This window comes from Amycolatopsis sp. NPDC033938, from assembly GCF_055575975.1.
On the sequence record NZ_JBVIRO010000003.1, the window covers coordinates 419,789 to 439,641 of the forward strand.

14 protein-coding genes are annotated in these 19,853 nt (G+C 67.5%); 9 read left to right on the forward strand and 5 right to left on the reverse strand.

All coding sequences use genetic code 11. The features are described from left to right. Nucleotides 1-43: 43 nt before the first annotated feature. The 4 genes from ACZ5ZX_RS11895 to ACZ5ZX_RS11910 form a co-directional block, all read right to left on the reverse strand. A complete protein-coding gene (locus ACZ5ZX_RS11895; protein WP_465501980.1) occupies nucleotides 44-181 on the reverse strand; it encodes an Lsr2 dimerization domain-containing protein in 138 nt (45 codons plus the stop codon). Between the two features lie 30 nt (nucleotides 182-211). After that, nucleotides 212-832 carry a helix-turn-helix transcriptional regulator gene (locus ACZ5ZX_RS11900; protein WP_465501981.1) on the reverse strand — a complete coding sequence of 207 codons (621 nt, stop codon included), beginning with the start codon at nucleotides 830-832 and terminating at the stop codon, nucleotides 212-214. A gap of 102 nt (nucleotides 833-934) precedes the next feature. Next, a complete protein-coding gene (locus ACZ5ZX_RS11905; protein WP_465501982.1) occupies nucleotides 935-1,570 on the reverse strand; it encodes a helix-turn-helix transcriptional regulator in 636 nt (211 codons plus the stop codon). A 364-nt stretch (nucleotides 1,571-1,934) separates the two neighbouring features. Further along, nucleotides 1,935-3,374 carry an amino acid permease gene (locus ACZ5ZX_RS11910; RefSeq protein WP_465501983.1) on the reverse strand — a complete coding sequence of 480 codons (1,440 nt, stop codon included), beginning with the start codon at nucleotides 3,372-3,374 and terminating at the stop codon, nucleotides 1,935-1,937. Nucleotides 3,375-3,861: 487 nt separating this feature from the next. Here ACZ5ZX_RS11910 and ACZ5ZX_RS11915 point away from each other — a divergent pair, with 487 nt between their 5' ends. From ACZ5ZX_RS11915 to ACZ5ZX_RS11925, 3 genes are all read left to right on the forward strand, one after another. Continuing rightward, entirely contained in the window at nucleotides 3,862-6,417 is a 2,556-nt protein-coding gene (locus ACZ5ZX_RS11915) for a helix-turn-helix transcriptional regulator (protein WP_465501984.1), read from the forward strand. 142 nt (nucleotides 6,418-6,559) lie between these two features. Then, nucleotides 6,560-8,824: a hypothetical protein gene (locus tag ACZ5ZX_RS11920; RefSeq protein WP_465501985.1), complete on the forward strand. Its 2,265-nt coding sequence runs from the start codon at nucleotides 6,560-6,562 to the stop codon at nucleotides 8,822-8,824. A gap of 842 nt (nucleotides 8,825-9,666) precedes the next feature. Further along, nucleotides 9,667-10,113 (forward strand): hypothetical protein, encoded by a 447-nt coding sequence (locus ACZ5ZX_RS11925; protein ID WP_465501986.1) that lies wholly within the window; start codon nucleotides 9,667-9,669, stop codon nucleotides 10,111-10,113. 55 nt (nucleotides 10,114-10,168) lie between these two features. Here the strand turns inward: ACZ5ZX_RS11925 and ACZ5ZX_RS11930 are convergent, their stop codons facing one another. Continuing rightward, complete coding sequence (locus tag ACZ5ZX_RS11930; protein WP_465501987.1) at nucleotides 10,169-12,040, reverse strand: glycoside hydrolase family 9 protein; 1,872 nt, start codon at nucleotides 12,038-12,040, stop codon at nucleotides 10,169-10,171. A gap of 325 nt (nucleotides 12,041-12,365) precedes the next feature. On the opposite strand from ACZ5ZX_RS11930, the gene ACZ5ZX_RS11935 reads away from it, so the two are divergent. The 6 genes from ACZ5ZX_RS11935 to ACZ5ZX_RS11960 are packed head-to-tail and all read left to right on the forward strand — an operon-like array spanning nucleotide 12,366 to nucleotide 19,546. Then, nucleotides 12,366-14,054, forward strand: coding sequence for a carbamoyltransferase N-terminal domain-containing protein (locus ACZ5ZX_RS11935; RefSeq protein ID WP_465501988.1), 1,689 nt, complete (start codon nucleotides 12,366-12,368; stop codon nucleotides 14,052-14,054). Further along, nucleotides 14,051-15,325: a cytochrome P450 gene (locus ACZ5ZX_RS11940; protein ID WP_465501989.1), complete on the forward strand. Its 1,275-nt coding sequence runs from the start codon at nucleotides 14,051-14,053 to the stop codon at nucleotides 15,323-15,325. The genes ACZ5ZX_RS11935 and ACZ5ZX_RS11940 overlap by 4 nt, the downstream gene beginning before the upstream one ends. Next, a complete protein-coding gene (locus tag ACZ5ZX_RS11945; protein WP_465501990.1) occupies nucleotides 15,322-17,043 on the forward strand; it encodes a fatty acyl-AMP ligase in 1,722 nt (573 codons plus the stop codon). The genes ACZ5ZX_RS11940 and ACZ5ZX_RS11945 overlap by 4 nt, the downstream gene beginning before the upstream one ends. Before the next feature lie 23 nt (nucleotides 17,044-17,066). After that, nucleotides 17,067-17,342, forward strand: a complete 276-nt coding sequence (locus ACZ5ZX_RS11950; RefSeq protein WP_465501991.1) for an acyl carrier protein — start codon at nucleotides 17,067-17,069, stop codon at nucleotides 17,340-17,342. Nucleotides 17,343-17,355: 13 nt separating this feature from the next. Continuing rightward, nucleotides 17,356-18,606, forward strand: coding sequence for a cytochrome P450 family protein (locus ACZ5ZX_RS11955; RefSeq protein ID WP_465501992.1), 1,251 nt, complete (start codon nucleotides 17,356-17,358; stop codon nucleotides 18,604-18,606). A gap of 43 nt (nucleotides 18,607-18,649) precedes the next feature. Further along, complete coding sequence (locus tag ACZ5ZX_RS11960) at nucleotides 18,650-19,546, forward strand: AurF N-oxygenase family protein (protein ID WP_465501993.1); 897 nt, start codon at nucleotides 18,650-18,652, stop codon at nucleotides 19,544-19,546. The last annotated feature ends 307 nt before the right edge of the window (nucleotides 19,547-19,853 follow it).

Here is a 19,853-nt window from a genome sequence, read left to right on the forward strand (position 1 = left end):
GCGCCTGGGAGACCGGCGAAAATCGGGGATTCCTGGGCGCGCGTCACCGCTCATCGGTGAAGTAGGTACCCGGCCGCCGCCGCCCGGCCCTGATGTACCGCTCCAAGAGCTGTCGTAGCCGCGTCGCGCGATCAGCGGGGAGGTCGATCTCGTAGTCGACGTCGTCGAGGGAGAACGGCACCGTCTCGGAAGTTCTGCGAGGCGGGCGGGTTCAGATGATGCCCGCCTGCATGGCGTAGGCGACCGCGTGCGGCCGGTTGCGCAGGTTGAGCCTGCTGGTCAGCTCGTAGATCACGTTCTTGACGGTGCGCTCGGAGTAGCACAGTTTCTCGGCGATCTCCCCGGTGTCCCACCCGTCCGCCATGAGCCTGAGGACGTCGACTTCGCGCGAGGTCAGTCCGGCCGAACTCAGCCCCCGCGGGGAGAGCACGTCGTGCTGCAGCCGCCGCACGCTGCCGAGCAGCTGACCGAGCAGATCCGGCGGCATCAGACCGCATCCGGAACCCGCGGCCACGACGGCCTCGACCAGCCTGTCCCCGGATGTGCGGCTCCGCGGGAGCACCGCGACCACGCGGCACTCGACGGCACTGAGGACGTCGTTCTCCCGCAGCTCGCCGACCAGCAGCACCTTCGGCACCATCGCGAGGGGACCCTGACGGAGGTCCGCGACGATCTGTGGGGTCATCCGGTCCGCCTGGACCATGAGCACGTCCTGATCGCTCACCGCGTCGACTTCGATGACGGCTACCTCGGAGCGGGTCCGCAGGAAGCTGGTCAACCCGGTCTCCGTGATCGAATCCGTCGCTTGGACGGCTACCCGTACCGGTTCCATTTCGACCCTCCACCATGGCCGCGACCCCCGTCGGGTCGCCGGCCGTAACTCGAGCAGATTTGCCACAACCGCCACCGGCGCGCCTGCCGCCCGGCGCGCCGATCAGATCAACCCGGCCCGCATGGCATACGCGACCGCCTGGGATCGGGTGTTGAGCCGCAACCGGCTCATCAACCCGTACAGCACGTTCTTGACCGTGCCTTCGGAATACGTGAGCTTCTTGGCGATCTCGTCGGTCTGATAGCCCTCGGCGATCAACTGGAGCACGTCACGCTCCCGTGTCTCGAAACCGAAGAGCGTCAGGCCCGCGGGCGCCAGCACCTGGAACCTGAGCTGGGTGAGCTGGTCGAGGAGGATGCCCTGAAGCCGGTAGGGCATCAGTGCGGCACCGCGGCCCACCGCGAGGACCGCGGACGCCAGGGTGCCTTCTTTGATCTCGTTCCGGGAAAGCAAGGCCGTCACCCCGCATTCGACCGCGACCAGCAGGTCCTCCGCGCGGAAACGGTCGGCGACGACCACGGCTCGCGGCGCCGAGGTGACGCCCGTGCCCTGGAACTGGCGCAGGAACGCGAAGGTGCTGCTTCCCACCACGCCGTCCACGACCGCCAGGATCACGTCCGGGCCTTCGGTCGTGCCGCCCGTCAGCACCTGAAGCTGCTCACTGACGCCCAGCATGGTCTTGACGCCGGCCTCGGTGAACTCGTCACTCGCCTGCACCAGGACTTTCACCGCATCCATGGCACGAACTCCTCTTCCGCCCGTCTCGGGACATGAGGAAGAGTGGCGTCGGCTACTTCATAAGCGCTCTATTACCCTTCGCGACCTTGATCGCTGGACCGCCGCAGGTGAAGAGTTCGCGGTCGGCGACCGCCGCTTTCGTCGCTCCACCGCGGCCGGAAGTGGCCGGTGACCAGCCTAGCCACTGATCAACGAGCTGTCGCGCGGGAAAGCGTACGCGAGAGTTTCGGCACCGATTCCTGCCTCGAAGACTCTGGTCGCGGCGCCAGAGGGTGGCGGAGAGTAATCAGATCGACTCACCGGTCGCGACTGAGGTGAAGGGAGCCTTCCTCGCGTCTCGTGCGGGGAAAGCTCCCTTCGGCCGCTACGACTCCTCGTTCACCCCGGCGAGCTGCTCGCGCTTACGCCGGCTGGCGAACCAGCCCACGACGAGGGCCCCCGCGATGACCGGAAGGCACAGCAGGGTGACCCGGCCCGCGCCGTCGTCGAGCCACATCAACACGAGCACCGACGCCAGGAAGGCGAGGGTGACGTACTGCGTCACCGGCGTCCACGGCAGGCGGTAGCCCGGACGCTCGACCAAGCCCGCCTTCGAGCGCTTCACGAAGACCAGGTGACAGATGACGATCAACCCCCAGGTGGCGACGATCGCGACCGCGGAGAAGTTGAGAATGATCTCGAACGCGCTCGCCGGCACCAGGTAGTTCAGGCCGACGCCGAGTACGCATACGCCGCCCGTGAGCAGGATGCCGCCGTAAGGCACCTGGCTCTTGTTCATCACACCGGTGAATCCGGGGGCGGAGCCGGTCTTCGCCATCGAACGCAGGATGCGGCCGGTGGCGTACAGGCCCGAGTTCAGGCTGGACAACGCGGCCGTGAGCACGACCAGGTTCATCACGTCGCCGGCGGCCGGGACACCGATGCTGGACAGAACGGTGACGAAGGGGCTTTCTCCGGCGCGGTACTCGTCCGACGGGAGCAGCATGGACAGCAGCACGACCGAGCCGACGTAGAACACGCCGATCCGCCACATGATCGAGTTGATCGCCTTCGGCATCACCTTCGCCGGTTCGGCGGTCTCGCCCGCCGTGACACCGACGAGTTCCACCGCGGCATAAGCGAAAACGACACCCTGTACGACCAGGACCAGTGGCAGGAGACCGTTCGGCATGATGCCGCCGCCGTCCGCGATCAGCTGCGGTCCCGGCGTATGCCCGTCGACCGGCGTGCCGGTGACCAGCAGGAAGATCGCGATCGCCATGAACACCACCACGGCACCGACCTTGATGATGGCGAACCAGAATTCCATCTCACCGAAGATCTTCACCGAGACGAGATTCAGGGTCAGCACGACGGCCAGCATGATCAGCGCCAGTATCCACTGGGGGATGTCCGAGAACATGGACCAATAGTGCGCGTAGATCGCGATCGCGGTGATATCGGCGATTCCGGTCGTCGCCCAGTTCAGGAAGTACATCCATCCGGCGACGAAGGCGCCTTTCTCGCCGAGGAATTCCCGCGCATAAGAGACGAAGGCGCCCGATGACGGACGGTGCAATACCAACTCGCCCAGTGCGCGAACCACGAAAAAGGCGAACAAACCGCAAATGGCGTAGACGATCGCGAGCGCGGGACCCGCCGAGTTCAGGCGGCCGCCCGCGCCGAGGAACAGTCCGGTGCCGATCGCTCCACCGATCGCCATCATGCTGATATGCCTTGGCTTCAGGGACTTGCTGTAACCTTCGTCGCCGGCGTCGTGGGATACGCCGACAGCGGACAGTCCCTCTTTTCCTGAAGTTCGCATCAGGGTTTCAGCCTCTTGTCCTGTGATGACGGACGGCCCGGTTCCCCCACTGAGCATCGAAGGCACCAAGCCGGCGAGCTTGTCAGTGGGCTCGCGAGGGGAACTGTGAAGGCCGGGCGAACGCCGGGTCAATGCCACGGATGCCCAGACTGAACTTCTGGATAACAAGAGAAGCTTCTACGGGAAATGCTTGAGCTACTTTTGAGTTCGACTTAAGGAAGACTTGAGGTACCCATTGTGAGCCGGATCGCATTCATGGGTCGGGCGCTGAAACCGCTTTTGCGATATGTAAGGCGCTGTCTCGCCGACGGGGGGCCGGACCGGCGCACTCGGTACCACGCCCGGAGCAGGATGCCCGCTCGGGCGGCGCGCTTGTCCAGCACCTCTGCCCGAAGATACCCGGGGGCGGCCGGATAAAGAATTCATTGAGTCGCCCTTGCTGAAATCGCCGGTATTCCAGGAAAGCCGAGGCCGGAAGGACTGCGAAATGGCGCGACGACGTGGCGGACCGGTAGGACGGAAGGCGGAACTCGCGACCCTCGTGGCGGTTCGTCGTACCGCCGGCCCGACCGTGGTGTCCGGTCTGCCGGGCAGCGGCAAGTCGGCCTTGCTGGACGAGGTGCGCCGGACACTGGCCGAGAACGGGGCGCCGGTGCTCAGCGTGTCCTTGCGCGTCGAGCGACCCGAGTGGGACCTGTTCGGCTTCCGATCGGTGCTCGCGGCGATCCGTGAGCAGTACGAGCAGTTCGAAACCGACTCCCGGCTGCCGGAATCCCTGGAACGGGTGAGCGGTTCGTGCACGGAGGAGGCCTATGCCGATCCGTGGTCGCGCTTCTGCCTCCTGCACGCGATGAGCACCTTGTTCACCAGGCTCGAGACCGCCGCCCCGGTGACGGTCCTGCTCGACGACGCCGACCGGCTCCCGGATCCCGTCCTCGCCGTGGCTCCGATGCACCGCGCCGGTCATACGGTGATCGCGTCGTGCCGCACGCCGCTGCCCGGCAGGCCGGACCCGTTCCGCGGAACGCAGGGCCGGACGATCGAACTCGGCCCGCTGCCTCCGGAAGAAGCCACGGCTCTGCTGCGGCGCGCGGTGGGTACGCGGATCACGCCGACCGTGGAACAGGCGGTCCGGCGGGCACTCGGACCGCTGTGGGGCCATCCGGCGGCACTGCTTTCGACGGTGACCGAACTGCGTCGCGGGGAAAGGCTCCAGATCGTCGACGGTCTCGCCCATCTGCGTGACGCGCAAGCCCCCATCGCCGTGCCGGACGGCCACCCCTTCTCCGAAGTGATCGAAGGACTTGGGCCGATCGGTGAGCGGCTGGTGCTGATCGCGGCCGGTTCGACCGGACTGGCACTGGAGGAGATCCCCTATCTCGAGGACGGCGACCGGACGGGCAAGACCGCGGGCCGGGCGGCTGACGCTCTCATCGAAGCGGGGCTGCTGGACCGCGATCCGGACGGGCGGATCCGTTGCCGGGTGCCGGGAATCGGCGCAGCGATGGTCCACAGTGGACTCGATGCCCGACGGCCGCACCGTGCCATCGCCGAGGGCATGCTGGACAGCGGCAGGGTGACCGGGCCGCATCGGGAACCGCTCGCCGGGCATATCGCCGCGGCGGGAAGCGCGATGCCGCCTTGTACGGACTACGTGGGCCTGCTGCGGGCCGCGGAATGCGCGCTCGCCGCCGATTCCCCCGAGCGCACCGCGCATCTCCACGCGATCTGGCGGCACACCGGCCGGACGGCCGACCGGGCCGGACGACAGACCGAACTCTTCCGTCATCTGGTTCGCACCGCCGATTACCCGGCGCTGGAAACCTTCGTCCAGGAGGCGCTGACCGAGGCGCCGGGAGCCGGCGAGCGCGCCGAACTCGCCGTCGCGGCGGTCCTGTCCGCCGTGCACCTCGGGCGTCCGGTGCCGGAAAGTGTGCGGGACAGGCTGGTGGGTGAGGAATCGACGCTGGAATTCGCCGACCGCTGGTTCGCCGGTCGGCGGATCGTGCCGGAGGACGTGGAGCTGTCCCTGCTGCCGGTCTGGCGTCAGGTCAGCTTCGCGGCGCCCTCGCCGAGCCGGCGCCGCAAGCTGCCCGATGACGAACTCGCCGAGGCCTGCGCCATCCGCGATCTCGTGCCCGTGTTCCGGACGGTGCTCGGCCGTGACTACCGGACCCCTCCCTCCGGGCCGGTGGCCGCACACCACCGGATGCGGACCGCGCACGCGGAAGGACGCTGGGCGGAGGCGCTGGAGGCGGTCAACGAGCTCGAAGCGCACGGTTCGGTGGACGAGCTGGTCCGGGAGCACACCCGGCTGCTCGCGGCGGAGGTGTGCGGCAGGATGGACGGAGCACGGCACGCGGCGGGCTGGCTCGCCAGGGTTCCCGCGGACGGCAGGCTTCCCTTGCTGCGGGCCTGGGTGGAAATGGGTGCCCGCCAGGGGAGCGAAGACGACGGCGAGGCTTTCGAGTCCGGTTGGCGTGCCCTGTGGACACATTTCGATTCGGCCGACGAGGTCGGTGCCGCGCGGCTGTTCCTCCGGCTGGCCCGATCCGCCCGGCGCGCCGGTGAGGCCGTCCGGCACGACGAGGTGGTCGAGGCCGCGGAAAAGTGGTTCGCCCGCAAGGGTGCCGTGCATTCCTCCGAGATGCCCGCCCTGGTGCGCGCCCTGGTGAACGGCGACGAGACGGGGACTTCCCCCACGGAACGGGTCCTGGTCGGACTCGGCCGGTTTCCCGCCGACGTCCGGATGGAGAACGGCGGCGAGGCGACGGGCCGTTCAGGCGGTCGCGAACCGTTGTCGGAGACCGAGATCGGCATCCTCGACCTGGTGCGCGACGGACGGACCAACCGGCAGATCGCCCGCGCCGTCCGGATCAGCGAGAAAACGGTCGAGAAGCACCTGACGAGGTTGTTCGCCAAAGCGGGCTGCCGCACCAGGTACGGCCTGGCGACGTCGAGTCTGGGGCGGCTCCGGGCGGACGGAGGGCCACACCTCGCACTCGCATCGGGCCGATTTGACGCTGCGGCGCCCTTCGGGTGACGCGGTGTTCTACGACACCGAGTACCCGCTGGTCGTCACCCTGTCCTTTCTTCGCGGCGAGATCGAACCGGCGTCGATCACCCGGTTCTTCACCGAAGACCGCGATGACTTTCCCGAGTCTTGACCTCGAAAGGTGAACCCGATGCCGGTCCTCAAAATGCCACGTCTCGGCCGTCGCAAGTCGCGAGTCGCCTGCGTGCGCATCGGCGCCTCGCTCGTCGTACACGGTCCGGAGGGGATCACGGCGCAGGCCCGGGAACTGGCTTCGTCGATGCCGGCCGATCCGGAGCACGCCGTCGTCGTCGTGGACCGCCCCGGTGCCGACGCCCACTCGATCGCGAACGCCGTCGGGACGGTTCTCGGCGAAGAAGGGCGGCCTCTCCGCCTGATCCCTTCCACCGAAACCGGGGCCATCACCCTCGCCACGGCGCAGAAACTCGCGGACCGAATCGACCGGACGGTGATCTACCCCGACGGGGTGGTGCTCGCGAGCGTCTCCGGCCTGTGCTTCCTGCCGCCCTTCGAAGCCAACGGGTGGGTCGGCTGCGGACCGGACAGGGAACCGGTCCGGCTGGGCAGGAGGTACCCCTCCCCGGAGTGGGACGGCCCGGTCACCACCGACCCCCAGCGGGCGGGGCGGGCCCTGGTGGTCGAACCGCTGCCCGCCGGCGTCTGGCTGCGTTCCGATGGTCCTCAGCGGTGGCTGGACGCCGACCGCGCGAGGCTGACCCGATGGCTCAGCGTGCGTCCCCGGGAATTCACGGCCGTGCTCGGCGGCCACGGTCTGCCGCCGCTCGCACTGGACGACGTCGTCCAGTGGTGGGCCTCGGTACCGCCGGAGACCCGCGCCCGGACTCGCTTCCTGAGCTTCGGGAACGTTCCGCTGCCCTCGGATACGACACTCGGACAGGCACTGGCGGACGCCGTCGGCGAGGAGATCGTGCTGTACGGCGGTCTCCCGGTGGGTTCACCCGCGTCGCCCGAATTCTTCACCCTGCGCGAGGACGGTTCGCACAGCTTCCGTACCTTCGCCGAACAGATCACCTTCTCGCCACGGCGCGGTTCGGCCAAGGCCGCCGCTCCGCAGATCCGCCAAGGCCGCCTGCCTTTCAAAGGATTGATCGAGGTCGGCCCCGGCGTGTACCGGTACGAAGAGGATTCGGTCGTCGAGGTCGTCCAGGCGGGGTTGTGGCTCCGCACCACTCGTGAGCCGGAGCGGGCGGCCGAGATCAGGATGATGCCGTACGACAGCGGAGCCTTCCTGGTTTTCTTCGATCCCGCGATGGACGGGCACGACGCGCTCGTCGCGAAGCTGCTCGATCGGCTGGACGGTCCGGTCCGTGCCGGCGCGAAGCCGTTCCCGGTCCCGTCGGCACCGGGACCGCGGCAAACCGAACTGCCGTTCGCCGCCGATCTCACCACGCCGCTGACGCCGCTGCCCCGGCTTTCGCGGCTCCTGCGACGGCATCTCGAAGAGTCGAAGGCCCCGCGACCCGAGGCGGAGACGGAAGTTCCTTATCTCCCCGTGGAACTGAGCAAAGGAGAGGAGGAACCCGCGCTACCGGAGCCTGAACCCGAGCGAGCGGCGGTCCAGCCGTCGCCACGACCCGAATCGCGTGTCTGGCCCCTGGATCCGGGATTCGTCGCCGATCGGGAGTCGGTGCGGTCGGGGCGGGAGAGTGCCTTCGATCTGCTGTCGGCGCAGATCGCGGAGACCTGGCGTCGCTTCTCGCCGAATCGCCCGATGTCGGACAGTGGGCTGACCGAAGCGGTCGCGGCCGGGTTGTATCTGGCCGGTGACGATCCCGATCTCGACGCGGGTCTGCGCGCGGGCGCGGAAGGGCCGCACGTGGACTTCGGCCGTTGTGTGGCGGCGGGTCTGCAGAAGCTTCCGGTGCATCGCAATGTCGCGGCGACGGTCGTCGACCCGGCGCCGGGTTCGTGGGAGTTGCTCCGCGACGACATGGTATTGCGGGAATGGGGCTTTCTCAACCTGCTCACCGTGCCCGATGACGCGGAAGAGGGTTCCACGGATCTGGTCGTCTGGTCGGGGACCGGGCGGCTCACCGCGTTGATCGAACCGAAGGAGGAGGGCCTTCCGAATCGGGTGGTCTTCCTGCCGGGCACGGCCTTCAAAGTGCTCGAAGTCATCGAGCCCCGGGAACAGGAGCGAGGACGAATTCTGATGCGCGAACTGATGGCATCGGAAGTCGGTGCGGACGGTGGGAAGGCCGGTTCCCAGGCCCGGGACGAACTCATCCGGTCGTCGTTGCGGCGATTCGCGGGCCGTTCGGGCGGCGTGCGGCCACCCCGGAGGAGGACGGCACGGTTGGGCCGGATCCCCGGAATCGCGGACCCACCTGGGTCGCGGCCGGGCCGTGAAGGACTCCAGCGCAACGAGTCGTAACGGCAGCGCGTGAAGGCCTCCTTCCCTCGGCTCAGCCGGGGAAACTCGACCTTCACACCTTTCCCCCCACGAGCCAGGCCGCAGGTCACGAGTAAGCACCTAAGAGAGGGGTCGTTCTAACGCTCTTTGTCACTCACGACCCGAAGGTAGTGAAGGCCCCCCTTCCCTACCTTGAGGGCAGGGGCCCGGCAACGTCGTATAACTGCTGGTCGACTCCGCCGCTAGAGCGGGACAAGGCGAACGTGTCGTGTGGCCCCGGAGGAAGTGGGCTCGCGCAAGGGGCCTCACCCGGCTTTTGACTGTCCATAAGGGACACTTTGCGGGACACATGTGCCCGGTTTGGGCAAGTTGCGCGGTTTCGCGAGGGGGTCGTGAGTGGCGAATAGGGTTAGAACCCTCATTGCCACTCACGACCCCACGCAGAACCGTACATAGCGATATCAATCGGGCGCTCAATCGCTCGATGAGGTTCTTGTGGACACTCAAGCTCCGCCACCGGTGCATGCGGCCCCGCCGCAGTGCAGGAATAGTCGACTGAACTGCAAGATCGCGACTTTGCCGGGCCCCTGCCTTGAAGGTAGGTAAGGGGACCTTCACGGCAGCGAGCCGATTACGCCACGTTTGCCTTACACCACTTCACCTTGAATGTCTTTGGTGAAGGAAACTCCTCCGCCTCGTCCGCGAGGGGGCCGCGGTCCCGGAGAAGCGGGCGAACCCGCGTTACCGTCGACGGCGACCACGGCCGAAAGCGCTGACGAGGAGGGCGGTTCGCCCATGACCGCCCGGGCCCGGCCGGAGGATCCACCAGGCTTTCCCAGCGAACCATCAGCTAAGGAGTTCCCGTGGCGACGAAAATCGATGCCAACGCCATCCGAGGGGTGGCCGACAACATCGCCAAGATCATGGACGAGCACAAGACGGCCTTCGAGTCGCTGAAGCACCATTGGCCGAACGCGGGGAAGTTCCCGCTGGCCCAGTGGGTCGAGAGGGTCGTCGATGACCGGCGCAACGCCGTCGTCGCGCATGCCGACCATCTCACGCTCACCTTCGAAACCATGAGCGCGAAATTGAAGGCCATCGCGGACAAGTTCGAGAAGACCGACGGCGACAACGCCGCGGCGATCAAGAACCTTCTCGCCGCGCTCGAAGGGGAGATCTCCGGCAAGATCACGACCTTCGACCAGAAGACCGAAAACGACCAGCGGAACTATTCCGGGGAGGGCACCAACTCCGACGGCGACGGTTACAACGACAATCTCACCCAGGCGGTCCCCAGCTCGACGACGTAGAGCAACGGGGGAGAGGTCGAACGAATCCGGATCCCACGGTCCACGGCACGGGCGTTCAGCGGCTCGCGAGGGCGAAGGTGAGCAGGGCGGTGGCGGTGAAGTCGATGGCGGGCTCGACGCTCTGCCACGCGCCCACGTCGTCGACGAATCGCGTTCCCCGGCCGTCGAAGCGTTCGAACCCGCCGACCACGCAAGGGCGCATGGTCGGGAACCGGTTGAGTTCGGCGAACGACTCCGCCTTGTTCGGGCCGTTGACCACGGCGCCGACGAGCTGCTTGCCGGTGAGGTTAGCGGCCTGGTGCTCCGGACACCGTGGGGATACGGCGCCGGAGCCGATCACGAACGACATGCCCCACGCGTTCGCGCCGAGTGCCCAGTTCCGTTGTCGTGTCCCGAAAGCCGCGTAGGTGTCCTGACCGGTGACACGGCGGTGCAGCAGCGCGGTCGTCGCGAGGCCGAAGGTATGCGGCACGGAATCGAATTCGAGCTGGTCGGCGCCAGCGCCGAACGGATCCTTGCCCGCTCGTGCCAGTCCGTCTTCGAGTTGACGGACGAGGTCTCCGATCAGCCGGTCGCGGGTGAGGTCGCCGGCCGGGGTCCCGGACTCGATGAGCCCCGCCAGGTCCGCGTGCGCGAGGGCACTGACATCACCGACTCCCAAGGTTCCGAGGTACTCCGAGCCGAGGTAGGCCACGGCCCACCGCCCCGCGTCCTGAGCCCACTGCCCGGTCCGGGGGTCGCCGAGTGCCTTGCCCGCCAGTGCCAGCTCGGTCGCGGCGAATTCCATGTCGTCCTGCCAGGACGCCTCCGGATAGAAGTTCGGTGGGTACGCGGTGGTGAGGGCGTCCGGCTCCCGGTCGGCGAGGGCGTAGACACGGGCGGCCTCGTCCAACGCGTGGCGGGCCTCCGCGCCGGTGCTCGTCTGCGCCGCGAGTGCGAAGGCGGCGGCGACCTTTCCGGCGAGGTTGGGGCTGATCGGAAGGCCCGGTCCGGCGGCACGGAACACCGGCCGCGACGCCAGCGCCGGATCCGCGCCCGGTGCTTCGTCGGCTTCGGGCAGCCGCCAGACGTCGTGATCGCTGCGGACGTTCTCGTTACCGGCGCCGATCCCGACCTGGGCGAGCAGGGTTCCGGACTCCGCGTCCCACATCTTGTCCAGCCAAAGCAGCCCATGCCGGGCCTCGGCGGCCAGTTCGGCCCCACCCGCGCGCGAATCCCGTTGCGCCAGCAGGAGGGACGCGACGGTGTAAGCGGTGGTGTGGGTGAACTTGAGGAAGTCACCCGCGTCGAACCAGCCGCCGGCGACGTCGACCGGTCCGCCGGTCCGGACGAGCCGCTCGTCCTGCAGTTCGGTGCCCTCTTCGTCGTACCGGGGGATTTCGTACACCGTCGCCCGCGCGTCGTTCAGATGCGCGGGCTTGCGGTCCATTATGGACTTCACGACCTCGGACCCGTCGCGCTGGGCTTGGAAGAAGCGGACGTTCGCCGAGACCTGTGGTGAGAAGAGTGCGGCCGCCGAGTCGATCCGGAACACCGGGGACGGCTCCGCGCCGTCGGCCAGGATCCGGTAGTCGCCCGGCGTGCGTACCTCCGAGATGTCGAGTGGTCGCACGCTGGGGAAGGTGCTGTTCCAGGAGCCTGCCGACGCGCCGGCTGTGCCGTCGAGGACCGTGTGGCCGGACGCGTCGACCACCCGGAAGGGCGCCGCGACGCCCGTGTTCATGAGGTAGGCGTGTTTCGTCTCGGTGGTGACGTAACCGACCTGGTCGACCCGCACGAAACCGTCCACCGGCACGACGGGGGCTTCCGAGGCGGAGGGGACCGTGGTGCAGCCGGAGGCGAGCAGAACGACGGCCATCGGCACCACACAGGTGTACAGACTTCGCCCGAGTCCGTGCCGACGCGAAATCGACCTGGTGTTCCGCATGGCTTCGGGTTCCTCCGCTTCGGGACGAATCCCGTGAATGGTGCTCGACTGGCCGACGATCTCGCGGACGGCACCCGGAGTGGTGGAATCTGCCCGGATATCGGCCCGGGTTGCCCTGATTCCCTCTCGGCTTGCGCCGCGTACACCGGGGTCGGGCGGTCGCCGCCGGAAAATGTCCGAAGAGGCAACGATCCTATGCGGGAAGTCCTGGCCGGTCCGGCCGTGTTGGACATTTTCGATCCCGCGTACTGAAGATGGTGCCGAATTCTTCTGATCAGCTGATTTCCGCGAATCGGGAAATCGACTCCGGGTAAGGGGCACCACCATGAGCGAGATCTTCTGCGGATTGAAGCTCACCCACGACGGCTCCCTGGCCGCGATCGAAGACGATCGGCTGCTCTTCTCGATCGAGGCCGAGAAACTGGAGAACCGGGACCGGTACTCGGCGCTGAACACGTGGCGTGACCTCGTCGCCGTACTCGACGGGCAGGGGCTGCGCCCGGAAGAGCTGACGTCGATCGCGGTGGACGGCTGGGGACGAACAGCGGGTGAGGACACCCACCAGGTCCACGTGATCGACGACGCGGGCGCACGGCGTCCCGTACCGGTCGCCCCCTATCGCGACTTGCCCGGCACCGGCATCGACCCGCTCAGCCGTCCGTACGAAACGGCCGAACTGTTCGGCGACGGCCTGGTGAAGTTCCGCAGTTTCAGCCACGCGACCGGCCACGCGCTCGCGGGCTACTGCAGCAGTCCGTTCGCCCTGCGGGGTGAATCCGCGCTCATCGTGGTGTGGGACGGCGGCATGGCGCCCTGTCTGTATCACTACGACCCGGTCCGCCGGTCCTTGCGGCCGCTGCGCTGGCTGTTGGACGTCCTGGGTGGTCTGTACCCCATTTTCGCCACCCACCTCGAACCCTTCCGTACCGGGGACGGCGCCCTCGACACCGATGCCCGGAAACTGGAGACGGTGATCCTGCCGGTCTCCGGCAAAGCGATGGCCTACGCGGCCTTGGGAAGCCCGGACGACGACGCGCTGGCCGCCATGGCCGCCGCTTCGAGCAGGCACCGGCCCACCGACGTCGTGCCCATGTACCTGTGGAGCCGCTCCGTCCTGCGCGACCTGGCGCCGAAGAAGCTTTCCGACGCCACCCTGATGGCGTCGATGCAGGAGTACCTCGGGGGACTGCTGGTCGAAGCGCTCCGCCGGTTCGTGACCGAGCACGAAGAGTTCCGCGGCACACCGATCGCCTTGTCCGGTGGATGTGCCTTGAACATCAAGTGGAACGCCCGGGTCCGCGACTCCGGCCTGTTCTCCGAGGTGTGGGTACCACCGTTCCCCAACGACGCGGGTTCGGCCATCGGCGCGGCCTGCGCGGAGATGATCGACCGCACCGGGAAAAGTGCCCTGCACTGGTCGGCCTTCGCGGGACCGGAGGTCGTTCCCGGTACCGAAGTGCCGGAGGGCTGGACGTCGACGCCGTGCACGCTGGACGAACTGGCCGAACTGCTCGCCGTCGAAGGCGAACCGGTGATCGTGCTGACCGGCCGGGCCGAGATCGGTCCCCGAGCGCTCGGGCACCGGAGCATCATCGCCCCGGCGATCGACGCCGGGATGCTGGACCGGCTGAACGAGCTCAAGCAGCGCGCGTCCTACCGGCCGGTGGCACCGATCTGCCTGGAGGACGCGGCGCCCGAGGTGTTCTCGCCGGGCACGCGGGATCCGTACATGTTGTTCGAGCACCAGGTCCGTCCGGAATGGCGTACGCGGGTCCCGGCCGTGGTGCACGTCGACGGCAGCGCCCGGCTGCAGACCGTCGGTGCGGATAACCCGGTGACGTACGCACTGCTGACCGCCTACCGGCGCCGGACCGGGGTACCGGTGTTGTGCAACACCAGCGCGAACTTCAACGGATCCGGGTTCTTCCCGGACGTCGCCTCGGCCGCCCGCTGGGGAAAGGTCCGCTACATCTGGTCGGAGGGCGCGCTCTACCGCTCCGAGGCCGGCCGATGACCACCGACCTCGGAGAGGTCTTCGCCCGCTTACCGGAGATCCTGCGTGAGCGGGAGCCCTACCCGGTTCTCGCCCACCTGCGGGAATCCTCGCCGTATCCGGCCTCGGACGGCGTCGTCGTGGTGGCGAAACACGAACACTGCTCGGCGATCCTGCGTGACCCACGCGTCAGTAGCGACAGGAGCCGGGCCCGCCTCTTCCACGAGGACGTCCGCCCGGCGAGCCGGAAGCTCGTCGACCTCGATCCGCCGGACCACACTCGCCTCCGCCGTCTGGTGTCCAAGGCCTTCACCGGGCGCGCCCTCGCGCCGCTGGTGACGCGGATCAGGGCGACGGTGCACGACCTCCTCGACGCGGTTCCCCCGGACGGTCCCTTCGATGTCATCAAGGACTTCGCTTCGCCGCTGGCGTTGTCGACGGTCTGTACCCAGCTGGGCGTTCCCGCCGCGGACCACGAACTGGTCGGCGACTGGTCCAGGACGCTTTCCCGCGGGCTGTACCCGCTTCCGCTGGGCTCGGTGGACCACGAGGCGACCGGCGCCGCGGCGCGGGCAGGCGGACGCCTGCTCGTCCACTTCAAGAAGCTGCTCGCGGAACCACGTTCGACGCCGCACGGTCCCGTCCTCGACGCCCTGCTGAACACCGGAGACGAGGGAAGCGGGCTGAGTGAAAGCGAAGTCCTCGGTATCTGTGTGCTGCTGATCAACGCCGGCTACGAGACGACGGTCGATCTCGTCGGAAACGGCGTCCGGGCATTGCTGGAGCATCCGGAGCAGTTGCGTCGTCTCGCCGGGGATCCGGAGCTGGCGCCCGCGGTGGTGGACGAGGTGCTGCGCTACGACTCGCCCGCGCAGATCACCACGAGAGTGGCCGTCGCCGACCTGACCATCGGTGGACTGCGGATCGCGGCAGGGGATCTCCTGGTCCTCCTGCTGGGTGCGGCCAATCGCGATCCCGCCGTCTTCGCCGGGCCGGACGAGTTCGACATCGGCCGGACGGGAGCCGGGCAGCACCTCGCGTTCGCGTCGGGCCCGCATTTCTGCCTCGGCAGCGGGCTCGCCCGGGTCGAAGGAGCCGCCGCGTTCGAGGCGTTCGCCGGCCGGGTTGTCGAGCCGAAGCTGCTGACGGATCGGCTCACCTACAAGGCGACCCCGAGTCTGCGCGGGCCGGAAAGCCTCGTGGTCGCGTTCAGCGGTGTCCGTGCCGCGCCACCGGTGCTCAGCAGGGCGACAGCCGGCCACGGAGTCGGCCAGGAAAGGAGGCGGACGTGACCGATGTGACCACAGCCCCGGGTGTGGCGCGGGTCTTCCAGGAGCGGGTCCGGGAGCACGGTGAGCGGGAGGCCGTGGCCTTCGTCCGAGACCCGGACGACCCGGACTCCACCGTGTCCTGGAGTTACCGACGGCTGCACGACGAGGCGAGTGCCGTCGCGGCGCAGCTCGAACGACTGGCCGGGCCGGGAGACCGGATCCTGCTGACCTATCCGTCCGGACCGCATTTCGCGGCGGCCTTCCTCGGCTGCCTCTACAGTGGACTGATCGCTGTTCCGGCGCCGTTGCCCGTGCGCTCCAAACAACAGAAGCGGCGATTGACGGCCATCGCGGAGGACGCCGGTGTCTCGGTGGTACTTGCCCACTCCGGTGACAGCGGCGTCGTACTGGACTGGGTGTCCTCGGAGGGGCTCGACGGTCTGGTTCCCGTGTTCACCGACACCGTGGACCCCGCCCCGGCGGCGGACTTCTCCGCGCGGGAGCGCGGACCCGACGCCGTCGCGTTCTTGCAGTACACCTCCGGATCCACGGGTGACGCCAAGGGCGTCGTACTGACCCACGACAACATCCTGACCAACTCCCGGATCCTGTTCGAGATCACCGATCTGCCGCCGGAAGAGATCCGCCTGGTCTGCTGGCTGCCGCTCTACCACGACATGGGGTTGATCGGCCAGTTGCTGAGCCCGCTGTTGTTCGGTGGCACCTCGTATCTCCTCGATCCCGGCACCTTCGTCCGGCGTCCCTATTCCTGGCTGCGCACCATCGACCGGTACCGCGCCACGGTTTCGGCTGCCCCCGACTTCGCCTTCGGCCTTTGTGTCGATCGGATCTCCGACGAGGAGGTCTCCCGGCTCGACCTGTCGACCTGGAAGATGGCGACCAACGGCGCCGACTGGCTTAACCTGTCCACCATGCGCGGCTTCACGGACAAGTTCGCCGCCGCCGGGTTCAAGGCGGAAATGTGCCCGGCGTACGGCCTGGCGGAGGCCACGCTGATCGTGGCGAGCCGTCGGTCGGCCACTCTGCGGGTCCTCGACGCGGACCGGACCGCGCTCGACGGCGGGACCTTCGAGGTCGCGGATCCGGCCGAGACCGGCAAGCAGATCATCAGCTGCGGGTTCCCGCACGAGATCGATCTGGAGCTCGTCGATCCGGACACCCTGGCGCCTCTCGGCGAGGACCAGGTCGGTGAGATCTGGCTGCGCGGACGCAGCGTCGCCAAGGGGTACTGGGGCAAGGACGAACAGACCAGGCAGTTGTTCCACGCGACCACGGCCCAGGGTGACGGACCGTATCTCCGGACCGGCGATCTCGGGTTCCGCCACGACGGCGAGCTTTACGTCACCGGGCGGATCAAGGAGGTCATCGTCGTGCGGGGGCTGAAGATCTACCCGCAGGACATCGAGTCCGCCTTGCGGGCGGAATTCCCGGAACTGCCGGGGATCACCGCGGCCTTCCGCCTTCCGGGACCCGAGGACGAACCGGACCGGGTCGTCATCACGCACGAGGTCCGCGAAGCGTCGGCCGAATACCTGGCGGAACTGGCGCAGAAGGTCGTGCACCTGGTGGCTCGCGAGTTCGGTGCCCAGGTCGCCGGGGTGTCGTTCCTCCGCCCCGGCGGGGTACAGCGGACCACCAGCGGGAAAGTGAAACGCGTGGAAATGCGCGAACGCTATCTGGCCGGCTCGTTGCGGCCCGTCTATCAGTACACCCGCTGAACTCGAGCACAGGAGAACAGGAAATGAGCATCGAGCAGAACGGTCTGCGGCAGATCGACGAAGAACAGCTGCGGGAGTGGCTGGTCTCCCGGGCCGCCAAGTACGCGAAACTGGACGACGCCGAGATCGACGCCGACACGCCACTGTCCCAGTACGGCTTGGATTCGGTGAGCGCGGTCGCCCTCGCCGTCGACCTCGAGGACGAATTCGGGATCGTCCTGGGCGTCGACACACTGTGGAAGTACCCGACCGTGAACCTCGTGGTCGAAATGCTTCTTTCGACTCCCCAGCGGGATTAGCGGAGGAATTTCGGTGGATGACCTTTCGACCGCCCACACCGGCCAAGCGCGACGGTGCCCCGTCGACGCCTCCTTGCACAGCAAGCTCCGGACGCCGGACTTCGCGGCGAATCCGTTCGACCTGCTCGGTGAACTGCGGGAGAGCGGGCCGGTGCACCGGTGCGAACCGCCCGGCGCGGCCCCGATCTGGATGATCACCCGGCACGCGGAGGGTGCCGCCGCGCTCACCGATCCTCGGCTGGTGAAGGATCCGACCGCGGTCGGCCTGCCGGCGGGCTGGCAGCCCGGCACGGAAACGTCCCAGCTCTGGTCGAAGGATCTGGCGAGTAACGACCCGCCGAACCACACCCGGTTGCGCAAGCTCGTGGCCCGGCCGTTCACGAAGCGCCGCGTCGAGGCGATGCGGCCGGGCATCGAGAAGGCCGCCCGGGAACTGCGCGAGAACATGGTGCGGCACGAAACCTTCGATCTGGTCACCGAGTTCGCCGGCGGTCTGACCACCGCCACGATCTGCGACCTGCTCGGCATACCCGCAGCCGACCGGGACATCTTCCAGGGGTGGGCGGACACGTTCTTCACCGTCACCGTGCCGGGGCAGGCGGACAACGACCTGTTCGTCTCGATCACCAAGTACTTCGCCAGGCTCATCGCCCGCAAGCGCGACGATCCGCAGGACGATCTCCTGAGCGCCCTGATCAAGGACACCGGAGACGACAAACTCGACGGCCATGAACTGATCTCGATGGCGTCGTCGCTGCTTCTCACCGGACACGAGCCCGCCGTCCGGCTGATCGGCAACATCCTGTTCAGCCTGCTGCGCAGGCCCGACCTGGTCCGGGAACTGCGAGAGGACCCGTCGCTGATCCCCGCCACCATCAGGGAGATCATCCGATTCGACAGCCCGGCCTTGACCTCGCTGGTCCGCTTCGCCGCCGAGGACATCGAAATGGGCGACGTGGTGGTTCGCCGCGGGGACGCGGTGCTGGTCTCGTTGCTCTCGGCCAACCGCGACCCGGCGAAGTTCGAGCAGGCGGACGAATTCCTCCCGGCCAGGGACACCGCCGGCCACCTCGGTTTCGGCCTCGGCATCCACTTCTGCATCGGTGCGCAGCTGGCCCAGCTGGAGGCGGAGGTGGCGGTGCGGGAACTGCTGCCGCTGCTGCCCGAACTCAGCCTCGCCGTTCCGGAAAACGAACTGCCGTATCACCCGGGGCTGCAGATGTACGGGGTGCAAAGCCTGCCGGTGCGCCTTCGTCGGACGTGACGATCCCGCTTGGTATCCGCCGAACTAGTGGAGTGAAAATGTCATGTCCCCTGTGACAAGGGAAACGAACCGCGAGAAGACCGCGGAGCGGCTGCTCAAGTCGTCCGCCGGAAAGTTCTACGATCCCGAAGTCGACATCGACTGGAACGCTCCGTTGGTCGAGGGGAAGTCCTTCATGCTTCCTCACCGATCTTCGCTCTATGGCACGAAGCTGTGGGACACGCTGTCGGACGAGCAACGCATCGAGCTCAGCAAGCACGAGATGGCGAACGTCGCGGGTTTGGGATTATGGTTCGAAAACCTCGTGATGCAGATGCTGCTCAAAGAGCTCTACACGGGGGATCCGATCAGCTCGCACGCCCAATACGCGCTGACCGAGATCGCGGACGAATGCCGCCACTCGACCATGTTCGCGCGGCTGACCGTCTGGATGGATTGCCCGGTCTACGGCCCCGTACCGTGGATGCGCCGGCTCGGGAAACTCCTGCCCACCCTCAGCTACGGGCCCGCGCGTTATGCCGCGATCCTGGTCGCGGAGGAGGTACTCGACCGCATCGGCCGTGAGCAGATGAACAACCCGGACATCCAGCCCCTCGTGCGGATGGTCAACCGGATCCATGTGCTCGAAGAAGCCCGGCACGTCACCTTCGCCCGCGAAGAGCTCACCCGCGGGATGGCCCGGCTGTCCAAAACGGAATTGCTGTACCAGCAGGCCATGGCCGCGCAGATCTCGTTCCTCGTGGTTCGCGCGCTGGTCAACCCGAACTTCTTCGCGGCTGTCGGGATCCGGCCCCGTGAAGGTGCCAAAGCGGCATGGAACAACCCGCGCTGGCACGAGACCATCCGCTGGGCGGGGGAGAAGGTCATGCCGTTCCTGCTGGATTCGGGACTGGTCGGCAAACCCGGACGGTACTTCTGGCGTAAGTCCTTTCTCCTGTGACGTGTGGGAGGAGCACTGGGTTGGTCGCGAGTGGAAGTACATGATGGCCCCCTTCCTTGTGTCAGGCGCGAGGAAGGGGCCTTCGCTACTTGGTTGCAGTCAAATACTCCCCGCTGAGACAAGGTGCGTCCTTGACTGTCCACAAGAGACACTTTTCGGGACTCGGTGTCCGATTGATGCCTGCATGTGCGGTTTTGTGCGGGGGTCGTGAGTGGCCAAGAGGGGTATAAACCCATTTTTCCCAAACGCCGCCGCGCGCGCCCACGCCAAACGGGAAAAAACCGTCGCCGACGTCGTGAAATGTTTG